The sequence below is a fragment of the Streptosporangium sp. G12 genome (assembly GCF_052983175.1).
Window position 1 is genome coordinate 197,730 of the sequence record NZ_JBRIQO010000007.1, and the last position, 17,550, is coordinate 215,279.

Genomic DNA, 17,550 nt, shown 5'->3' on the forward strand with positions numbered 1-17,550 from the left:
CCAACCGGGTCGGTGGCCGCCGGCCCGGTGTTTTTTGTGCCCGATCAGGGCACCCTCTTTGGTGCGTGCGACTTTGGGCCGTCGCCGGCCGTTGATTTCCGTGCCCCCCCTGCCGACCTCCCCGCGTCAACTCCGTTTCGTCAGAGACGGCGCCGTTGCCGCAGAATCGCGCGCCCGTCCCACGTCGCGCGACTCACGAAGGCCCTCGAAGACGCCTTCCGGATGATCACCGGTGGCTCCCCCGATCTTTCGAGAACCTTCCTGTTCTGATAGTCGCTCAGCATAGATTTGGCTGCAAGACTTGCCGTAAGGAAAAAAGTAATAAACTTCCACAGATGCACTGCAACCATCAGTGTAATTTGCACTATCATTCGTCGAGGTTCCTGTGAGGCCGTGACACCCGCCCGCCCGTCATGGTGAGGAGGTCGTGATGCCGCAGCGTGGCAGTCCAGCGCTCCGCCGGCGTCGGCTGGGTCTGGAGTTACGCAGGCTTCGCGAAAGCCTGGACATGACCGGCGACGAGGTGTCCAGCCGCCTGGAGTGGTCGACGGCCAAGGTGAGCCGCATCGAGACCGCCAGGACGTTGGCCAAGGAGGCCGACGTCGAGGCACTCGTCAGGCTTTACGGGGTCGACGAGCCTCTCAGGGGGATCCTGGTCGCGCTGCAGCGCGACGCCGCCCAGAAAGGGTGGTGGGAGAGATATCGCAATTCCGTTCCCGAGGAATACATCACACTGATCGGGACGGAGGCGGAGGCCACCATGGCACGAAACTGGGAACCCCAGATCGTGCCCGGCCTTCTCCAGACGGAGGATTACGTCCGGGGCGTTCACCGTGCGAGTCAGATCGCCAGCGGGCTTCCGCCGAGTTGGATTCAGGACCGGGTCGAGATACGGATGACGCGTCAGCGCACGCTGCTGCACGTGCCCGACCCGCTGGTCCATGTGAGCGTGTTCCACGAATCCGTGCTGAAGAACCAGTACGGCGACGCCCGCGTCATGCGGGACCAGCTCGTGCATCTGATCAAGGTCTCGGAGCTGGAGCACGTGGAGATGAGGATCCTTCCCCAGGACGTTCCGCCACCGGTGTCCACCGGCGCGTTTCTGCATTTGGCGTTTTCCGACTTTCCCGATGTCGTCTACGAGGAATCTCTCCCCGGTGGGCAGTTCGTCGAGGACGCGGAAACGGTCTACGCGTATGAGCGTGCCTTCGGACACCTGCTGGAACGTGCCCTTGACGAGGTGGCGTCACAGGAGCTGATCAAAAAAACAATCAAGTACTGGAACAGGTAGCGGCAGGTTGTCACCCACCGCCATTCCGTCGTTTCCGGGAATTTTTGGAAAGTTTTCGGGAAAAATGATAAACGCGAATAATCACAATGATGTGATCTGGAAGAAGAGCGCCCTGAGCGCCGCCAGTGGCAACTGTGTCGAAGTGGCCAGGCTGGCCGGGGGGCGTGTGGGGGTCCGTGACAGCAAGGACCTGTCCGGTCCCATTCTCACTTTCGCTCCCGGCGCCTGGAACTCTTTCGTCGGGGGGGTGAAGGACGGAGAGTTCGACATGTAGCAGGAAGCGGCCCTGGCACTCACCCAAGAGAACAAGAGCCGCCCCGCTGTGGTTATCGCGTTTTTCATCGCTTCTGCCCGCCGGATGGATTGACGGCCCGCCGGTCGAGCAGGGGAGAATCATCGCACACCGGGAGACCTTGCAGGATACGGTGTCCTATCTAGACGCGCTTAATGCCTTGCAACTTCTTCGTCACGCCTTCATCCTTAAGGTGCCTTATGGTCCCTCATGGGAGAAGGGGTGAGTTGTGTCTGATATTGACGTGTCTGGAGTGATCTGGAAGAAAAGTCGGCGGAGCGGGCTCAACGGTAACTGTGTCGAGGTGGCTCACCTGCCCGGCCGGGGGTTCGCGGTCAGGGACAGCAAGGACAGGGGCGGACCGGTGCTGGTCTTCGGCGGGCCCGGGTGGATCGCGTTCGTCGCGGCGGTGAAGGGCGGAGACTTCGATCTCTGAGTGACCGTTCTTCCAGGACCGGGGGCTTGCCCAACGGCGGGACAGCCCCCTTTCGTGTTTCCGGGGACAGGTGCGGAAGGCCGTAGGACAGCCGTACGGCCCGCGTCTCCGGGAGACGCGAACCGTACAAGGAGAGGCCGTGACTACTCGGCGGTGACGCCGAGGCCCCGGGCGACGCTCTGGCCGAGGTCCTTGTGCACGTTCGTCCAGTACTCGGCGACGCGCCTCTTCATCTCGGCGGTGACCTCCGGGGCGGAGGCGTGGCCGACGACGTTGCTCACCAGGTGGGAGCGGTCGGTGTCGGACAGGACGTTCTCCCACAGGGCGCGGGGCTGGACGAAGTCGTCGTCCTCGCGGTGCAGGGTGTAGGCGGAGCGGATGATCTCACCGGTCACCTGGTAGTGCTCGCCCTCGTACCGCGCCGGGTCGGCCGCGGGGCCGCCGACGCTGTTGGGGGCGTAGACGGGGTCGCCCGTGTTGCCGAAGCGCATCTGGCCGTCCTTGTTGTAGCTGTGGACGGGAGCCTTCGGCGCGTTGATCGGCAGCTGCTGGTAGTTGACGCCGATGCGGTAGCGGTGGGCGTCCGGGTAGGAGAACAGGCGGCCCTGGAGCATCTTGTCCGGGGACGGGCCGATGCCCGGCACCAGGTTGGACGGCTCGAAGCTCGACTGCTCGACCTCGGCGAAGTAGTTCGCCGGGTTGCGGTTCAGGACGAACCTGCCGATCGTGATCTCGGGGTAGTCGGAGTGCGGCCACACCTTGGTCAGGTCGAACGGGTTGAACCGGTAGTCGGCGGCGGCCTCGAACGGCATGACCTGGACGTTCACCGTCCAGGACGGGTGGTCGCCGTTCGCGATCGCGGTGTGCAGGTCGCGGATGTGGAAGTCGGCGTCCTGCGCGATGACCGCTCCGGCCTCGGCGTCGGTGAAGTTCCTGACGCCCTGGTCGGTCTTGAAGTGGTACTTGACCCAGAACTTCTCGCCGGCGGCGTTGTACCACAGGAAGGTGTGCGAGCCGAAGCCGTGCATGTGGCGCCAGGACGCGGGCGTGCCGCGGTCGGTCATCAGGAACGTCACCTGGTGGGCGCTCTCCGGCGAGAGCGTCCAGAAGTCCCACTGCATGTTGTGGTCGCGCAGGTTGGTGTCGGCGCGGCGCTTCTGACTGTGGATGAAGTCGGAGAACTTCTGCGGGTCGCGGATGAAGAAGATCGGCGTGTTGTTGCCGACGAGGTCGTAGTTGCCCTCTTCGGTGTAGAACTTCAGCGCGAAGCCGCGCGGGTCACGCTGGGTGTCGGGGCTGCCGAGCTCACCGGCGACCGAGGAGAAGCGGATGAAGAGCGGGGTCTCCCTGCCCTTGGCGAACAGGCCCGCCTTGGTGAACTGGCTGACGTCCTCGGTGATCTGGAGGACGCCGTGCGCGCCGCCGCCCTTGGCGTGGACCACCCGCTCCGGGACGCGCTCCCGGTTGAAGTGGGCCATCTTCTGGATCAGGTAGTGGTCCTGCAGCAGCAGGGGCCCGTTCGGGCCCACCGACTGCGAGTGCTCGTCGCTCGGCGCGGGGATTCCCGCGTCGGTGGTGGCGATGGGCCTGGTGCTCATAGAGAGGGTCCTCCGGGGGTTCTCTTCATCGAGTGTCTTGGAACGGCAGCCGGGCGGCGGTCACCCGCAGGCCCGCCTGCCTGAGCCGGTCCCCGTCCTCCATGACCACACCGTACGGCCTAAACCTGAATGATTCAAATTAACGACTCAGTCTAGTTTTGGGGAAACGAATCTCGTAGGGCGAGTTGTGACACAGGCGGTGGATGAGATGGCATCCTCGGATACCGATGGACACGTACACAGCTCGACGCCTCGCCCTGGCCGCCGCGATCACCGCCTCCGCCGTGCTCCTCGCGGCCTGCTCCGCAGCCGAGTCGGCCGCCCCCGAATCGTCCCCCGACGTCGTGGAGAAGCCCACCGAACCGGCCGAGGCCCCCACGCCCGAGCGCAGGCCGTACACCATCTCCTTCGGCGGGGACGTGCACTTCGAGGGCGTGTTGCGGACCCGGCTGAACGCCGATCCGAAGACCGCGCTCGGCCCGATCGCCAAGGTGCTCAAGCGCTCCGACCTGGCGATGGTGAACCTCGAGACCGCGATCACCACCGGCGGCACCCCCGCCCCCGGCAAGCAGTACACCTTCCGCGCCCCGGCGGCGGCGCTCACCGCGCTGAAGGCGTCCGGGGTGGACGTCGCCTCGCTGGCGAACAACCACGGCATGGACTACATGCAGAGCGGGCTGAAGGACTCCCTCGCCGCCATCAAACGGTCCAGGTTCCCCGTCGTGGGCGTGGGCAGGAACGAGGCCGAGGCGTACAAGCCGTGGCGGACGACCGTGAACGGCAACCGCGTCGCCATCATCGGCGCGACCCAGGTGCTGGACGCGGAGTTCGTCCAGGCGTGGACGGCCTCCGGAGACCAGGGCGGTCTCGCCTCGGCCAAGGACGAGGCGCGGCTGATCCAGGAGGTGCGCAAAGCGCGCAAGAACTCCGACACCGTGATCGTCCACCTGCACTGGGGCACCGAGCTGCAGAAATGCCCCAACGAGGCGCAGCGCGGCCTGGCGCCCAAGCTGGTCGCGGCCGGGGCGGACGTCGTCGTCGGCGGTCACGCGCACATCCTGCTCGGCGCCGGATACCTGAAGAACAGCTACGTCAGCTACGGCCTGGGCAACTTCGTCTTCTACAACTGGGGTCCGGACACCGGCAGGACCGGCGTGCTCACCCTGACGATCAACGGCCGCAAGGTGCTCAAGGACCAGTGGACCCCGGCCACCATCCAGGGCGGAGTGCCGGTCCCGCTCACCGGGACCGGGCGGCAGCAGGCCGTCGCGGGCTGGAAGGCGCTGCGCGGCTGCACCGGTCTGGCCGCCAGGCCCGGCCAGTCCGGCTAGCTCGCAGGGTCACGGGAAACGTTCCGGACACCTCGTGCGACAGGAGGCCGCGATGCGGTGGGTGGAGTCCGGTGACGTCCGGCTGGCATTGTTCGAGCAGGGGGACCCCGCGGCCCCGACCATCCTGCTCGTGCACGGCTACCCCGACACCCACCGGGTCTGGGACGAGGTGGCCACGCTGCTGGAGGACCGCTTCCACGTGGTCCGCTACGACGTCCGCGGCGCCGGGCTCTCCGGCGCCCCGCGCACCACCGAGGGCTACGGCTACGACCACCTGGCCGCCGACCTGACCGCGGTCCTCGACGCGGTGGGCAAGCCGGGGGTGCACCTCGTGGGGCACGACTGGGGGTCCATCCAGGGCTGGCAGCTGATCGGCAGGCCGGACATCGAGCGGCGGATCCTCTCCTTCACCTCCGTCGGCGGCCCGCACCTGGACCAGGCCGCGCGCTTCGTGCGGCACGGCAGGCCGCGCGAGGTCGCCGGGCAGCTCCTGCGGTCCTGGTACATCGGAGCCTTCCAGGTCCCGGTCGTCCCCGAGCTCGTGCTGCGCGCCGTGCTGCCGCGCGTGGTGAACCGGTCGGTGCGGGCGCCGGGACGCCCGGGGCACCCGGCGGAGACGCTCGTCAGGGACGGCCTGAACGGTCTCGGCCTCTACCGGGCCAACATGCTGACCGGCCGCGGCGCGTCACCCGCCGCGCCCGCGCCGCGGATACCCGTCCAGCTCGTCGAGGCCACGCGGGATCCTTTCGTCTCCTCCGCGCTGCTCGCCTCGGCGCACCGCTGGACGCCCAGGCTGTGGCACCGCCGCGTCCCCACCGGCCACTGGGTGCAGCGCAGCCGTCCCGGCGTGCTCGCCCGCATGATCGCCGAGTTCGCCGAGCACGTCGAGGGGGCGCCGCCCTCCAGGGAACTGCGCAGGGACCGTCCCGGCGAGCGCGGGCCCTACGACGGCCGGCTGGTGGTGGTCACCGGCGCGGGCGGCGGGATCGGGCGGGCCACCGCCCGCGCCTTCGCCGCGCACGGCGCCGAGGTGATCTGCGCGGACATCGACCTCGCCGCCGCGCGCCGCACCGCCGAGAGCATCGACCTCGCCGCCGCGCGCCGCGCCGCCGAGGGCACCGCCGGGAGCGGGGGCACGGCGCACGCCCACCGGGTGGACGTCGCGGACACCGCGGGGATGGAGGAGTTCGCCCGGCTGGTCAGGGACCGCTACGGCGTGCCCGACATCGTGGTCAACAACGCGGGGATCGCGGTGGCGGGCCCGTTCCTGGACCACTCGGTCGACGACTGGCGGCGGACCCTGGACGTGAACCTGTGGGGTGTCATCCACGGCTGCCGCCTGTTCGCCGCCCAGATGGCCGAGCGCGGACAGGGCGGTCACATCGTGAACGTGGCCTCGCTCGCCGCCTTCCTCCCCAGCAGGCTGCTGCCCGCGTACTCGACGTCGAAGGCGGCCGTGAAGATGCTCGGCGACTGCCTGCGCGCCGAGCTCGCCGGGCAGGGGATCGGGGTCTCCACGATCTGCCCCGGGTTCGTCTCCACCGCGATCGCGCGGAACGCCACCTACGTCGGCGATCTCGCCGAGGTCGCCGGCGAACCGGCGGGGAGGGCGCTGGCCGCGCGCGGGTACCCGCCCGAGCGGGTGGCCGCGCACATCCTGCGCGCCGTCCACCGCGATCTGCCCGTCGTCACGGTGAACGCGGAAGGCAGGATCGGCTACGCGCTCTCGCGGATCTCCCCGGCGCTCACCCGCCGCCTGGCCGGGCTCGTCCGGCTCACCGCGGGCGGAGAAATCTCGCGATTGACGAATAAGCACTGACCCCGGTCTGTCAGAGGGGCAAGATGGGGTGGTGTCCACCATCTCCTGCGAGGAGCCGGGTGAGGCTCCACTACGGCGTCAACCCACCCAACGACGAAGCGCGCGACGCGTCGAGCGGATGCTCGACGCGTGTGCCGACCTGCTGGACGAGATCGGCTACGACGCGCTCTCCACCACGAGGATCGCCGAGCGCGCGGGGGTCGCGATCGGTTCGGTCTACCAGTTCTTCCCCGACAAACGGGCCCTCACCCAGGCGGTGACCCGGCGCCACGTGGAGGGGTTCGTCTCCCGGATCGGCAGGCGCTTCCTGTCCGAGGACTACGCGGGCTGGTGGGACGCGGTCGACGCGATCATCGACGAGTACGTGGAGATGCACAGGACCGTGCCGGGTTTCCGATCCCTGCACTTCGGCGACGTCGTCGACCTCAACCTGCTCGACTCCGGGTCCGAGAACAACACGGTGATCGCCGGGCGGCTGCGCGGCCTTCTCCTGCAGGAGTACGGGCTGGCCGACAGCGAGGAGTTCGACCTGGCCGTCCTCGTCGCGGTGGAGGCGGGGGACGCCGTGCTCAAGCTGGCCTTCCGGCGAGATCCGAACGGTGCCCCGGAGATCGTGGCCGAGGCCAAGCGCCTGATCCGCGGCTATCTGAACCGTCAGTTCGCCCGCGTCTCCGTCTGAGAGTCGCCGGCGCACCCGGGCGGAGCGAGCCCTCGGGGGCCTGAGCCGTCGGTTCGCCCGTGTCCTGGTCGAGAGTCGCCGGCGCACCCGGGTGGAGGGTCCGGGCCGTCAGTTCGCCCGCGTCCCGGTCCGAGGAGCTCCGGCCGGGAGATCCTCGCCGGGGGACGCGCCGGTGCCCTCCGGGACGCTCTCGGCGCCGACCGCGTCCGGCACGGTGAACACGTGCTCCTCCCGCGCCTCCCCTTCCCGATACGGCCTGCCCCTGCGTTCGAGCTGGGACCACCGCTCCACGGGGACGGCCTCACCGGTCGTCCCCGCCCCGGGGCGCCCCTGCGCCGTCAGCCTCTGCGCCCGGGGCTCCCGCACGTCCTGCCACCACGCTCCCGGCCCTCCCGTGTCCGGCCGCCGCGTGTCCGGTCCTCGGGCGCGCTGTCCCCGCGCGTCCCGTTCCCGGGCTTCCTGTCCCTGGACGAGGTGTCTCTCGACATGTCTCCGCGCGCGCAGTCGCCCCTCGTGTGACCGTTCCGTGCCCGCCACCGGCACGGGCACGACCGCCGTGGGTCCGGACGACCGCGTTCCCGGCTCGTCGCGGGGCCTCGCGGAAGGGTCACAGGGCTCGCGGCCGGACGAGATGATCGGCTGGAGAGGCCGGTCCCGGGGGGCTCGTTCCATCTTCCTGATCCGGGCGGCGAGCCTCTCGGCACGGATCCGGTTCTCCAGGGTGAGCAACTCCCGGTGGGCCTGCCCGATCGCCTCCATCTTGACCGACAGGTATCCGGCGGACCCGGGAACGACCACCGAGAAGGCCAGGAGGAGCATCAGCGTGAACGATGTCTGCTTGGACATGCCCATCGCGGCTCCTCCCCGTGACACGCTCCTCTAGCAGGACTCGTCGCTCATATGCCCGTTTTGCTGGGGAAAAACGCGTAGCGTAGCCGTACGTTTGCCCAAGGTAAGGTGGCCAATACCTGCCGTTGGCCGTACGCGGTCGAGCGTCGCTCGGTACTCTCGCGATGTGGCGCATGTGACACGTGAGCAACTTGATCGATTGCTTGAGCAGGCACTTCTGGCCGACGATCACGAAGACCTGGCCCGGCGACTCGAAGCCCTGGTCGAGGCGTACGCGTCCGGCGACATATCACGGGCGGCGATCCTCGTGCTCGCCGCCGAGGAGTGGCGGCAGGCCGGGCAGCCCGCCCGGGCCTTCGACTGCTTCCAGCGGGCGGTGGACGACGGCGGTGAGGTGAGCGTCGACCCCCGGGCCGGGATCGCCGACACCCTCTTCGAGCTCGAACGGCCGGACGAGGCGAGGGAGGTGATCGCGGCGATCCGCGCCGCGGGTGACGTCACCGCGGCCACCGCCCTCACGGTCGCCGAGACCCTCGTCGCCTACGGCGACCTGGCGGAGGCCCATGAGTGGGCCACCGAGGGGGCGCACCGGGCGGTGGAGGGCAGCGGCGAGCACATCGCCCTGCTCAGAACCCGCTATCGGATCCGCGTCGACCTCGGGTTTCCCGAGGACGAGCTCGACGCCCTCCTGGACGCCTCGCACTGACGGCGCCCTCGCCGGCCCGCACACGCGGAAGGGGAGGGCCGTGCCCCGTGAGGCACGGCCCTCCCCTGCGATGGTTCCACGGTGGATCCGTGCCGGTCCGCGGACCGGTGGCCGATCCACCGCTTCCTGCGCGTCCCGCTCCACTTACTCCACGTCGAGGTTCACTCCGTACGGAGGATCACTCCACGTCGAGGTCGGGGAGCGTCCCCTCCAGCGCGGGAAGGGCGGGAACCGCCGCGGTACCGCTCGTGGCGCCCTCCGCAGCGGTAGCGCCCGTGGTGCCTTCCGTCGTGGTGCCGCCGACGGCGGGGGCATCCGGCAGTGCGGGGGTCTCCGGGCGTGCGGCGGCCGGCGACTCCTGCGTGGGCAGGTTCGCGGTGGGCATGTCCGCGGCAGGCATTTCCGCCGCGGGCATCTCCGCCGCGGGCAGGTCGACGTTGGGCAGGTCGACGTTGGGCAGGTCGGCCGGCGGCAGGTTCTCGGTGGCGGCGTCCGCCGGGGCGGGAACGGGCAGCGGGGGCGCGGGCTCCTCGACCGGCGCGACCGCCGCCTCGGCGAGCTCACCCGGGGCCGGGGGCGCCGGGGCCCGCAGCCAGCTGATGCCGTCGTTGGGAGCGCTGGGAGCGCTCGGCATGCCGGGCAGGTCCGGCGCCTCGGCCATGACGCTCACCCACGAGGTCGTCCACTCGTGGCCGGGAAGGCTCGACTGCCCGAAGGGCAGCGCGTGGGAGCCGGTGGCCGCGGCGACGCCCCCGGCGTCGGCGAAGCTGACCACGGCGGAGGGCTGGGAGAGCTGGGGCAGGCCGGTGACGCGGGCGAGCCGGTCCGCGGTCACGGACGTCTCACCGATGTTCGCGGTCACCGGTGCCCCGGCACCGTCGACGGCCACCGGCGCCTGAGCGTCGGTCGTCGTTGCCGGCGTCTCCGTGGTCGGCGCCTGAGCGTCGGTCGTCGTTGCCGGCGTCTCCGTGGTCGGCGCCTGAGCGTCGGTCGTCGTTGCCGGCGTCTCCGTGGTCGGCGCCTGAGCGTCGGTCGTCGTTGCCGGCGTCTCCGTGGTCGGCGCCTGAGCGTCGGTCGTCGTTGCCGGCGTCTCCGTGGTCGGCGCCTGAGCGTCGGTCGTCGTTGCCGGCGTCTCCGTGGTCGGCGCCTGAGCGTCGGTCGTCGTTGCCGGCGTCTCTGTCGTCGGCGCCTCCGCGCCGCCCGCTGTCTCGGTGGTGTCCGCGGTCATCGGCATCTCGCCGGTGTCAGCGGCCGGCGGTGCCACGGTGCCGGTCGTGGCCGGCGGCGCCACGGTACCGGTCGCGGCCTGTGCCCCCTCGGGGGTCGTGGCGGTACCGGTGGCGCCGGTCTCCTCGCACGCGGGCTCCACCGGTCCGGGAGCCCCCTGCACGGTCGCCGTGCCCTGCTCCGGGCAGGGCGCGACCTCCGCCGACGCCGGAGAGACCATCGTCAGGCCGGCGCCGACCGTGAGCACCGCCATCGCGAGGATCCCTCGGATGTTCCGTGATGAGTTCGACATGCGCATCCCCCTGTTGCGTTCGGTAATCCGACGAAAACCGAACGTAACAGGGGGGTCTCGCCCAGGTGCGGGCTTAGCTCAATGGTGGTCAAGCCATTACCGGGCCTTACCGGGCCCCGCCCGCCCGCCATCGGGCCGTTACCGGGCCCGGCCCGGTCGCCGTCAGGTCCTTACCGGGCCGATGGCCAGGGAGTCGCTCGCCTCGTCGAGGTCGACCAGCACCTCGTCGCCGTCCTGGACCTCGCCGGAGAGCACCTCCTTGGCCAGCTTGTCGCCGATCGCGGACTGGACGAGGCGGCGGAGCGGACGCGCGCCGTACAGCGGGTCGTAGCCCGTCAGCGCCAGCCAGTCGCGCGCCGCCGGGGTCACGGTCAGCGTGAGCCGCCGGTCCGTCAGACGCCTGGCCAGGTGGACCACCTGCAGGTCCACGATCCTGGACAGCTCCTCGGTGCCGAGCGCGTCGAACTGGATGACGTCGTCGAGCCGGTTCAGGAACTCCGGCTTGAACGCGTTCCTGACCGCGGCCATCACGGCGGTCCGCTGGGCCTCCTTCGCCATGCCCGGGTCCACCAGGAACTGCGAGCCGATGTTGGAGGTGAGGATCAGGATCACGTTGCGGAAGTCGACCGTCCGGCCCTGCCCGTCGGTGAGCCGCCCGTCGTCGAGCACCTGGAGCAGGATGTCGAAGACCTCCGGGTGGGCCTTCTCGACCTCGTCCAGCAGCACCACGCCGTAGGGCCTGCGCCGCACGGCCTCGGTGAGCTGGCCGCCCTCCTCGTAGCCGATGTAGCCGGGAGGGGCGCCCACCAGGCGCGCGACGCTGTGCTTCTCGCCGTACTCGCTCATGTCGATGCGGACCATCGCCCGCTCGTCGTCGAACAGGAAGTCCGCCAGCGCCTTGGCCAGCTCCGTCTTGCCGACGCCCGTCGGGCCGAGGAAGAGGAAGCTGCCGGTCGGCCGGTCCGGGTCGGAGATGCCCGCCCGAGCCCGCCGTACGGCGTCGGAGACCGCCTCGACCGCCTGCCGCTGGCCGATCAGCCGCCTGCCGAGCTCCTCCTCCATGCGGAGCAGCTTGCTGGTCTCGCCCTCGAGCAGCCGGCCCGCGGGGATGCCGGTCCACGAGGAGATCACCTGGGCGATGTCGTCGGAGCCGACCTCCTCCTTGACCATGGGGTCCTCGGGCTGGGCGGCCTTGCTGGCCTCGGCGAGCTCGGCCTCCAGCTTGGGCACCTCGGCGTACATCAGCCGCGAGGCGGCCTCGAAGTCGCCGTCGCGCTGCGCGCGCTCGGCGGCGCCGCGCATCTCGTCGATCTGCTTCTTCAGGTCGCCGACCCGGTTGAGCCCTGCCTTCTCCCGCTCCCAGCGGCCGACCAGGGCGTTGAGGTCCTCCTGGCGGTCGGCGAGCTCCTTACGGAGCCGCTCCAGCCGCTGCAGGCTGCCCTCGTCGGTCTCCTTGGCGAGCGCCAGCTCCTCCATCTTCATCCGGTCGACGTTCCGCTGGAGCTGGTCGATCTCCACCGGGCGGGAGTCGATCTCCATGCGGAGCCGGGAGGCCGCCTCGTCGACGAGGTCGATCGCCTTGTCGGGCAGGAAGCGGGAGGTGATGTAGCGGTCGGAGAGCGCGGCGGCGGCCACGAGCGCGCCGTCGGAGATCTGGACCTGGTGGTGCGCCTCGTAGCGGCCCTTGAGGCCGCGCAGGATGGCGATGGTGTCCTCGACGGTGGGCTCGCCCACGTAGACCTGCTGGAACCGCCGCTCCAGCGCGGGGTCCTTCTCGATGCGCTCGCGGTACTCGTCCAGCGTGGTCGCGCCGATCATCCGCAGCTCGCCGCGGGCCAGCATGGGCTTGAGCATGTTGCCCGCGTCCATCGCGCCCTCGGCGGCACCCGCGCCGACCATGGTGTGCAGCTCGTCGATGAAGGTGACGACCTGGCCGTCACTCTCCTTGATCTCCCCGAGCACCGCCTTGAGGCGCTCCTCGAACTCGCCGCGGTACTTGGCGCCGGCGACCATCGCGCTGAGGTCGAGCGCGATCAGGCGCTTGTCGCGCAGGCTGGAGGGCACGTCGCCCGCGACGATCCGCTGGGCCAGCCCCTCCACCACCGCGGTCTTGCCGACGCCGGGCTCGCCGATGAGCACCGGGTTGTTCTTGGTACGGCGGCTGAGCACCTGGATGACGCGCCGGATCTCCGAGTCGCGGCCGATCACCGGGTCGAGCTTGCCCGCCCTGGCCCGCTCGGTCAGGTCGATCCCGTACTTCTCCAGCGCCTGGTAGGTGTCCTCCGGCGTCTCGCTGGTCACCCTGGCGTGGCCGCGTACCTTCTCGAAGGCGTCGAGCAGCGCGTTCGGGCTCGCGCCGTTCGCCTTGAGCAGCTCGGCGACGGGACCGCCGTCGGTGGCGAGACCGACCAGCAGGTGCTCGGTGGAGACGTAGTCGTCCTCGAGCCCGCGGGCCCGCTGGGCCGCGGTGTTCATCGCGGTGAGGAGCTGCCGGGAGCTCGACGGGGCGCTGACGGTGGAGCCCTGCGCCTTCGGCAGGGCCGCGAGCTGCTTCTCCGCCTCGACGCGCAGCCGCTTCCAGTCGGCGCCCACCGCCTCGAGCAGGGGTACGGCGGTGCCGCCGGTCTGGCTGAGCAGCGCGGTGAACAGATGGGCCGGGGCGACCTCGGGGTTACCCTCGGCGGCCGCCCGCCTGATGGCGGAGGAGACCGCCGCCTGGCTCTTCTGGGTGAGCTTGTAGTCCATGCTTGTCAGGCCTCACTCGAAAGTGCTGTGTCCGATGGCGACGCCGGCCCGGCGGGTCCTCACGGGGCGACCGTGACGCGGCGCGTTCTCACGGGCCCGGTCACGGACGCGTCCTTGAAGGCGTGGGACGGAGTCTCAGGCGGGGGGCAGCTGGTACTGGATGAGCGCGCGGATCATGTTCATCTCCGCGCGCAGGCGGTGGTTCTCGTCGCGCAGGCGCAGGGCCTCCGTCTCGAGGGTCAGGATTCGCTTGATGCCCGCGAGGTTGATGCCCTCCTCCTGGGAGAGCCGCTGCACCTCGCGGAGCATCACGATGTCGCGGGTGGAGTACAGGCGTCCGCGTCCCGCCGTACGGCCCGGACTGACCAGGCCGAGACGGTCGTACTGGCGCAGGGTCTGCGGGTGCAGACCTGACAGCTGGGCGGCCACCGAGATCACATAGACGGGTGTGTCGTCCGACAGATCGAAGTAGTTGGCTTCCATGGCTACTCGCTTCTGGCCTGTTCGATCAGGTCCGCCCGCGGGTCACCACCCGAGGTGGCGTCGCGGAACTCCTCGAGGGCGCCCCTTGCCTTGTCCTCCAGTTGCTGTGGCACCAGGACCTCGATCGTGGCGAGCAGGTCGCCCTTGGTGCCGTCCTTGCGGGCCACGCCCCTGCCGCGCACCCGGAAGGTGCGGCCGTTCGGGGTGCCCTCGGGGATGCGCAGCGTGACCGGCAGCCCCTTCAGGATCGGCACCTTGATCTCGGCGCCCAGCGCGGCCTCGGTGAAGGTCACCGGGACGGTGACCGTCAGGTTCTCGCCCGTCCTGCCGAACACGGGGTGCGGCTTGACGTGGATCTGGACGTAGAGGTCACCGGCGGGACCGCCGTTCTCGCCGGGCGCGCCCTTGGCCTTGATCTTGATGCGCTGGTTGTCGCCGACCCCCGCGGGGATGCGGGCCTGGATCGTACGGGTGCTCTTGCCCCGCCCGCTCCCGTCGCACACCGGGCACGGGTCGTCGACCAGCAGGCCGCGGCCCTTGCAGTCGCGGCACGGCTCGGAGAAGGCGAAGTTGCCGAGGTTGCGGCTGGCCGCCCCGGTGCCCTCGCAGGTCGGGCAGACCCGCGGGGTGGTCCCGGCCTTGGCGCCGGTGCCTCCGCATCCGGTGCACGCGGAGGAACTGGTCAGGCGGAGCGACACCGTGGTGCCCTCCACCGCCTCGGAGAAGGAGAGCGTGACCTCGGACTCGATGTCCTGGCCGCGCCGCGCCCTGCTCGCCGTCCCCCCGGGGCGGCTCGCGCCGCCCCGGTTGAAGAGCCCGCCGAAGATGTCGCCGATGCGCTCTCCGGCGCCGCCCTGCTGCTGTTGCTGGCCGGTCCCCCCGAACAGGTCTCCCAGGTCGAACGGGAAACCGCCCCCGCGCGGAGCGCCCCCCGCCCCCGGGAAGCCGCCGACGCCCGATCCGAACAGCGTCCGCGCCTCGTCGTACTCCCTGCGGCGCTTGGTGTCGGAAAGGATGTCGTACGCCTCCGAGACCTCCTTGAACTTGGCGGTGCTCTCGGAGGTCGTCGAGCTTCCGGGGTTGGCGTCCGGGTGATACTGCCTGGCCAGCTTCCGGTACGCCTTCTTGATCTCATCGGCCGTAGCGGTCTTGGGCACACCAAGGACGGCGTAGTAGTCCTTCTCCAGGTAGTCCTTGGTGCTCATCTACGTTCCTTCTCAGAGATCAGATGTGGGGGTGTCAGTTGTCGTCCGCGGCTGGATCTTCTGGCTCCGCGACCGCGACGCGCGCGGGGCGGAGCACTCGCTCGCCGATCCGGTAACCGGGCTGCAGGATCTCCACGCAGGTCGGCTCGGTGACGTCGGGGGAGTAGCTGTGCATCAGGGCCTCGTGCACCATCGGGTCGAACGGCTCGCCCTTGGTGCCGAAGGTGCTCAGCCCCAGCTTCCCGGTGGCCGCCTCCAGCGATTCGCTCACCTTGGCGAAGCCGCCGGTCAGCTCCCCGTGGTCACGGGCCCGGCCGATGTCGTCGAGGACCGGCAGCAGCTCGGCCAGCACGCCGGCCACCGCCTGCTCCTTGACCGCCACGCGGTCCCGCTCGATCCGCTTGCGATAGTTGGAATACTCGGCCTGAAGGCGCTGCAGGTCCGCGGTGCGCTCGGCGAGCTGGGTGGCCAGCTCGATCGAGGCCAGGTCGGACGCCAGGGAGGACGGCTGGTCGGCCGCCTGCTCCCTGTCGTTCTGGCCCGTGGTCTCGGCCGGGCTCGCCTCGCGTACCTGCCCCGTCTCCGGGTCTATCTTCCGGTTGTCGCGGATCACCGGCTCCTCCTCGGAACCGTTCTCGCGCGTGCTCACGCTGGTGCTCCCCTCGGCTTTCCGACCGTCACTTGGCGCCGTTGTCGCGCTTCGGCTCGTCGTCCACGATCTCGGCCTCGACCACGTCGTCGTCGGCCTTCTGCCCGCCGTCGGCGGCGTCCGCGTCGGGAGCGCCGGCCGGGGTCTCCGACCCCTGCGCCTGGGCGTAGATGGCGGAACCCATCTTCTGGCTGACCGTGGCGAGCTTCTCCGCGGAGGCGCGGATCACGGACGAGTCGGTGCCCTCCAGAGCCTTCTTGAGCTCGGAGACGGCCTCGTTGACCTCGTTCTTGATGTCGTCCGGGACCTTCTCGGCGTTCTCGCCGAGGAACTTCTCGGTCTGGTAGACGAGCGAGTCGGCGTTGTTGCGCGTCTCGGCCTCTTCGCGGCGCTTCTTGTCCTCCTCGGCGTAGGACTCGGCCTCGCGCATCATGCGCTCGATGTCGTCCTTCGGCAGCGCGGAGCCGCCGGTGATCGTCATCGTCTGCTCCTTGCCGGTGCCGAGGTCCTTGGCGGAGACGTTGACGATGCCGTTGGCGTCGATGTCGAAGGTGACCTCGATCTGCGGGATGCCGCGCGGCGCCGGGGCGATGCCGGTCAGCTCGAAGGTGGCCAGCTTCTTGTTGTACGCGGCGATCTCGCGCTCGCCCTGGTAGACCTGGATCTGCACCGACGGCTGGTTGTCCTCGGCCGTGGTGAAGACCTCGGAGCGCTTGGTCGGGATCGTGGTGTTGCGCTCGATGATCTTGGTGAAGATCCCGCCCTTGGTCTCGATGCCCAGGCTCAGCGGGGTCACGTCGAGCAGCAGGACGTCCTTGACCTCGCCCTTGAGCACGCCGGCCTGCAGGGCGGCGCCGATGGCCACGACCTCGTCCGGGTTGACGCCCTTGTTGGGCTCCTGGCCGCCGGTCAGCTCCTTGACGAGCTCGGCCACGGCGGGCATGCGGGTCGAGCCGCCGACGAGCACCACGTGGGCGATGTCGGAGACCTTGATCCCGGCGTCCTTGACGACCTGGTTGAACGGGCCCTTGCACCGCTCGAGGAGGTCGGCGGTGATCCGCTGGAACTCGGCGCGGGTGAGCTTCTCCTCCAGGTGGAGGGGACCCTCGGCCGAGGCGGTGATGTAGGGGAGGTTGATGGAGGTCTCCGACTGGCTGGAGAGCTCGATCTTGGCCTTCTCCGCGGCCTCGCGCAGGCGCTGCAGCGCCATCTTGTCCTTGGTCAGGTCGACGCCGTGCGCGTTCTTGAACCGGTTGGCCAGCTCGTCCACGACGCGCTGGTCCCAGTCGTCGCCACCGAGGTGGTTGTCGCCGCTGGTGGCCTTGACCTCGACGAAGCCGTGGCCGTCCTCCTGGCCGACGTCGAGCAGGGACACGTCGAAGGTGCCGCCGCCGAGGTCGAAGACGAGGATGGTCTCGTCCTTCTCCTTGTCGAGGCCGTACGCCAGCGCGGCGGCGGTGGGCTCGTTGATGATGCGCAGCACGTTCAGGCCGGCGATGGTGCCGGCTTCCTGGGTGGCCTGGCGCTGGGCGTCGTTGAAGTAGGCGGGAACGGTGATCACCGCGTCGGTGATCTTCTCGCCCAGGTAGGCTTCGGCGTCCTGCTTCAGCTTCTGCAGCACGAAGGCGCTGATCTGCTGCGGGTTGGACTTCTTGCCGTCGATCTCGACGGACCAGTTGGTGCCCATCTCGCGCTTGACCGAGCGAATCGTCCGGTCGACGTTGGTGACGGCCTGCCGCTTGGCGACCTCTCCGACGAGAACCTCGCCGTTCTTCGCGAACGCGACCACGGACGGCGTGGTCCGCGAACCCTGAGCGTTGGCGATGACGGTGGGCTCACCGCCCTCAAGAATCGAGACGACGGAGTTGGTCGTCCCCAGGTCGATACCTACCGCACGTGCCATGAGTACGTCCTTGTAGTCAAAGTTGAGTCGATGAGACTCATAGTG

Annotated in this window: 14 protein-coding genes and 1 pseudogene; 7 read left to right on the top strand and 8 right to left on the bottom strand. The window is 69.7% G+C overall.

Annotated features, from left to right (window positions below):
• Positions 1–430 precede the first annotated feature (430 nt).
• The 3 genes from ACVCAG_RS13235 (at position 431) to ACVCAG_RS13245 (ending at position 2,019) form a co-directional block, all read left to right on the top strand.
• A complete protein-coding gene (locus tag ACVCAG_RS13235) occupies positions 431–1,291 on the top strand; it encodes a Scr1 family TA system antitoxin-like transcriptional regulator (protein WP_440083862.1) in 861 nt (286 codons plus the stop codon).
• Positions 1,292–1,355: 64 nt separating this feature from the next.
• Complete coding sequence (locus ACVCAG_RS13240) at positions 1,356–1,565, top strand: DUF397 domain-containing protein (protein ID WP_440083988.1); 210 nt, start codon at positions 1,356–1,358, stop codon at positions 1,563–1,565.
• A gap of 271 nt (positions 1,566–1,836) precedes the next feature.
• Positions 1,837–2,019, top strand: coding sequence for a DUF397 domain-containing protein (locus ACVCAG_RS13245; RefSeq protein ID WP_440083989.1), 183 nt, complete (start codon positions 1,837–1,839; stop codon positions 2,017–2,019).
• A gap of 143 nt (positions 2,020–2,162) precedes the next feature.
• On the opposite strand, the gene ACVCAG_RS13250 is transcribed toward ACVCAG_RS13245, so the two are convergent.
• Positions 2,163–3,617, bottom strand: coding sequence for a catalase (locus tag ACVCAG_RS13250; RefSeq protein WP_440083863.1), 1,455 nt, complete (start codon positions 3,615–3,617; stop codon positions 2,163–2,165).
• A gap of 227 nt (positions 3,618–3,844) precedes the next feature.
• Between ACVCAG_RS13250 and ACVCAG_RS13255 the strand changes: the two genes are divergently transcribed.
• The 3 genes from ACVCAG_RS13255 (at position 3,845) to ACVCAG_RS13265 (ending at position 7,446) form a co-directional block, all read left to right on the top strand.
• A complete protein-coding gene (locus ACVCAG_RS13255; RefSeq protein WP_440083864.1) occupies positions 3,845–4,948 on the top strand; it encodes a CapA family protein in 1,104 nt (367 codons plus the stop codon).
• 52 nt (positions 4,949–5,000) lie between these two features.
• Positions 5,001–6,767 (top strand): SDR family oxidoreductase, encoded by a 1,767-nt coding sequence (locus ACVCAG_RS13260; protein ID WP_440083865.1) that lies wholly within the window; start codon positions 5,001–5,003, stop codon positions 6,765–6,767.
• Between the two features lie 118 nt (positions 6,768–6,885).
• Positions 6,886–7,446, top strand: a complete 561-nt coding sequence (locus tag ACVCAG_RS13265; protein WP_440083990.1) for a TetR family transcriptional regulator — start codon at positions 6,886–6,888, stop codon at positions 7,444–7,446.
• A gap of 108 nt (positions 7,447–7,554) precedes the next feature.
• Here the strand turns inward: ACVCAG_RS13265 and ACVCAG_RS13270 are convergent, their stop codons facing one another.
• A complete protein-coding gene (locus tag ACVCAG_RS13270; RefSeq protein WP_440083866.1) occupies positions 7,555–8,292 on the bottom strand; it encodes a hypothetical protein in 738 nt (245 codons plus the stop codon).
• 202 nt (positions 8,293–8,494) lie between these two features.
• Between ACVCAG_RS13270 and ACVCAG_RS13275 the strand changes: the two genes are divergently transcribed.
• Positions 8,495–9,001, top strand: a complete 507-nt coding sequence (locus tag ACVCAG_RS13275) for a hypothetical protein (RefSeq protein WP_440083867.1) — start codon at positions 8,495–8,497, stop codon at positions 8,999–9,001.
• Positions 9,002–9,179: 178 nt separating this feature from the next.
• Here the strand turns inward: ACVCAG_RS13275 and ACVCAG_RS13280 are convergent, their stop codons facing one another.
• The 6 genes and pseudogenes from ACVCAG_RS13280 to dnaK form a co-directional block, all read right to left on the bottom strand.
• Positions 9,180–10,481 (bottom strand): hypothetical protein, encoded by a 1,302-nt coding sequence (locus ACVCAG_RS13280; RefSeq protein ID WP_447189886.1) that lies wholly within the window; start codon positions 10,479–10,481, stop codon positions 9,180–9,182.
• Positions 10,482–10,682: 201 nt separating this feature from the next.
• On the bottom strand, positions 10,683–13,265 hold the full coding sequence (clpB, locus tag ACVCAG_RS13285; RefSeq protein ID WP_440083869.1) for an ATP-dependent chaperone ClpB: 2,583 nt from the start codon (positions 13,263–13,265) through the stop codon (positions 10,683–10,685).
• A gap of 230 nt (positions 13,266–13,495) precedes the next feature.
• Positions 13,496–13,748, bottom strand: a pseudogene (locus ACVCAG_RS13290) (heat shock protein transcriptional repressor HspR); the annotation flags it as partial.
• A gap of 2 nt (positions 13,749–13,750) precedes the next feature.
• A complete protein-coding gene (dnaJ, locus tag ACVCAG_RS13295; RefSeq protein WP_440083870.1) occupies positions 13,751–14,953 on the bottom strand; it encodes a molecular chaperone DnaJ in 1,203 nt (400 codons plus the stop codon).
• A gap of 34 nt (positions 14,954–14,987) precedes the next feature.
• Positions 14,988–15,602 carry a nucleotide exchange factor GrpE gene (gene grpE / locus ACVCAG_RS13300; protein ID WP_440083871.1) on the bottom strand — a complete coding sequence of 205 codons (615 nt, stop codon included), beginning with the start codon at positions 15,600–15,602 and terminating at the stop codon, positions 14,988–14,990.
• A 28-nt stretch (positions 15,603–15,630) separates the two neighbouring features.
• Positions 15,631–17,505 carry a molecular chaperone DnaK gene (dnaK, locus tag ACVCAG_RS13305; protein WP_440083872.1) on the bottom strand — a complete coding sequence of 625 codons (1,875 nt, stop codon included), beginning with the start codon at positions 17,503–17,505 and terminating at the stop codon, positions 15,631–15,633.
• Between the last annotated feature and the right edge of the window lie 45 nt (positions 17,506–17,550).